This window comes from Kitasatospora sp. NPDC057542, assembly GCF_042801945.1.
Taxonomy (GTDB): Bacteria; Actinomycetota; Actinomycetes; order Streptomycetales; family Streptomycetaceae; genus Kitasatospora.
The window spans coordinates 1-1,980 of sequence record NZ_JBHVFE010000783.1; the positions used below are offsets into that span (position 1 = coordinate 1).

Below are 1,980 nucleotides of genomic sequence, written 5' to 3' on the forward strand. Positions count from 1 at the left end.
GGGCACCCCGAACGCGCCCGCCACGGCCGCAGGCCAGTTCTACACACACCGTTCTCCATCCATTTGAGGGGAGGGCAGCCGTATGACCGACGTCAGGATTCTCGGTACGGGTGCCTATGTGCCGGAGCGAATCGTGTCCAATGACGAGGCCGCGGCGGCGGCGGGGGTCGACGACGCGTGGATCACCGACAGGACCGGCATCCGGGAACGACGATGGGCTGCCGACGGCCAGGCCACCTCGGACCTGGCCACCGCCGCGGGGCGTGCCGCGCTGAGGTCGGCCGGCATCTCCGCCGAGGAGCTGTCCGTGATCGTGGTCGCCACGTCCACACCCGACCGGCCGCAACCGCCCACCGCCGCCTACGTCCAGCAGCGGCTCGGCGCGAGCGGCGCGGCCGCGTTCGACGTCAACGCGGTCTGCTCCGGCACGGTGTTCGCGCTCTCCGCGGCCGAGGGCGTACTCGCCCGCACCGGCGGCCATGCGCTGGTCATCGGTGCGGACCTGTACTCCCGCATCCTGAACCGGGCCGACCGCAGGACCGTGATCCTGTTCGGGGACGGCGCCGGAGCCGTGGTCCTGGGGGCGCCGGTCGACCACGGACCACGTGTCCGGCACCTCTCACTGCACTCGTTCGGCGAACTGTCGGGGCTCATCGAGGTGCCCGCCGGCGGCAGCCGCATGCCGGTGGACCAGACGGTCCTCGACGCAGGGCTCCAGTACTTCGCGATGGACGGGCGAGGCGTGCGGAACTTCGTCGGTGACCACCTGCCGCAGCTGGTCAAGGGATTCCTGCACGAATGCGGTGTCGCGCCCGACGACATCGACCACTTCGTACCGCACCAGGCCAACGGCACCATGCTGGACAGCGTCTTCGCCGACCTGGCACTGCCTCGCGCGACCATGCACCGCACCCTGACGCACTACGCCAACACGGGAGCCGCCTCCATCCCGATCACCCTGGACGCGGCCGCCCGCGCTGGCGCCTTCACCCCCGGCGACCTGATCCTCCTGGCCGGCTTCGGCGGCGGTATGTCGGCGGGATTCGCGCTGGTCGAGTGGTGAGAAGGTCCGGGCCGGTGGGGAAAGCGCCGTAGTGAAGTTCCACCCTGCGGTTGGACACTCTCCGTCTACGCTGCGAGGGTGTCGTTCCGCGTGAACGCGCGGGACGCCGTAGGCGCCCCGGGAGGCGAGGTGGATCACCGCGATCTCGGCGGCCAGGAGGTCTTCGGCCCGTTCGCGGGCGCGACGGTCCTGTTCGCGGGCCCGCCAGGCGTAGAAGGAGGAGCGGGCGATCCCCAGCGCCCGGCAGATCCGCTTGACGCCGAAGGCGCCGTGGTGGTCCTCAACGAAACGGAAGCGGATCACCGATTCGTCTCGGCCGCGAAATAGGCGGCCGCCTTGCGCAGGATCTCGATCGTCTTCTGCTGCTCGACCGTCTGCCGCCGCAGCCGGGTGAGCTCCTCGCGCTCGGGGCTGGTCAGGTCACCGGGCCGGCCCTCGCCACGGTCCGCGCGGTCCTGCTTGACCCAGCCCCGCAGCCTCTCCGGGCTGACCCCCAGCTCCCGGGCGATCTCGGTGACGTTCCGGTGCGGAGAAGACCGGACGAGCGCGACCGCGTCCCTCTTGAACTCCGCCGTGTACCGCTTACTCATGTTGCTCTTGGTTCCCACCTGAGACTGCTTCCTCCGGGGTGAAGTAGGCCGCCGACGAGGTGCCTCAGGCTGAGGTCCTTTTCCGACGGCCCCTTCCCGAACGGGACGGGCCAGTTTCCCGGCATCCCGCTCTCCAGTGACTAATTCCGAAGCGGCGCGGTGCCCCGCCCTGCATGGATGTCCTCATGGCAGCGGCGGCAGATCACAAGGGTCTTGCGCCGTCGCTTGGCCATCAGTTGCACCCAGGCGGGTTTGTCCCGACGACCGGGCCGGTTGAGGTCGGCGAGTTTGCGGACGTGGTGGACTTCCAGCTTCGTCCGCGATTCG

The 1,980-nt window shown here is 69.9% G+C and carries 4 protein-coding genes; 2 read left to right on the top strand and 2 right to left on the bottom strand.

The window, feature by feature from the left end:
• The first annotated feature begins 82 nt into the window (after positions 1 to 82).
• Both ACFU7Y_RS43425 and ACFU7Y_RS43430 read left to right on the top strand, forming a co-directional pair.
• A complete protein-coding gene (locus tag ACFU7Y_RS43425; protein ID WP_224279292.1) occupies positions 83 to 1,063 on the top strand; it encodes a 3-oxoacyl-ACP synthase III family protein in 981 nt (326 codons plus the stop codon).
• 78 nt (positions 1,064 to 1,141) lie between these two features.
• Positions 1,142 to 1,390 (top strand): hypothetical protein, encoded by a 249-nt coding sequence (locus tag ACFU7Y_RS43430; protein WP_380545236.1) that lies wholly within the window; start codon positions 1,142 to 1,144, stop codon positions 1,388 to 1,390.
• Here the strand turns inward: ACFU7Y_RS43430 and ACFU7Y_RS43435 are convergent.
• Positions 1,363 to 1,653 (bottom strand): transposase, encoded by a 291-nt coding sequence (locus ACFU7Y_RS43435; RefSeq protein ID WP_380771974.1) that lies wholly within the window; start codon positions 1,651 to 1,653, stop codon positions 1,363 to 1,365. The two genes, ACFU7Y_RS43430 and ACFU7Y_RS43435, sit on opposite strands and share 28 nt — an antisense overlap.
• Before the next feature lie 140 nt (positions 1,654 to 1,793).
• The coding region (locus ACFU7Y_RS43440; RefSeq protein WP_380771976.1) for a hypothetical protein at positions 1,794 to 1,980 on the bottom strand (187 nt) is incomplete at its 5' end.

Bases quoted from the DNA above. Each gene is read 5' to 3' on its own strand.
- ACFU7Y_RS43425 (WP_224279292.1), top strand. From the start codon at position 83: ATGACCGACGTCAGGATTCTCGGTACGGGTGCCTATGTGCCGGAGCGA.
- ACFU7Y_RS43435 (WP_380771974.1), bottom strand. From the start codon at position 1,653: ATGAGTAAGCGGTACACGGCGGAGTTCAAGAGGGACGCGGTCGCGCTC.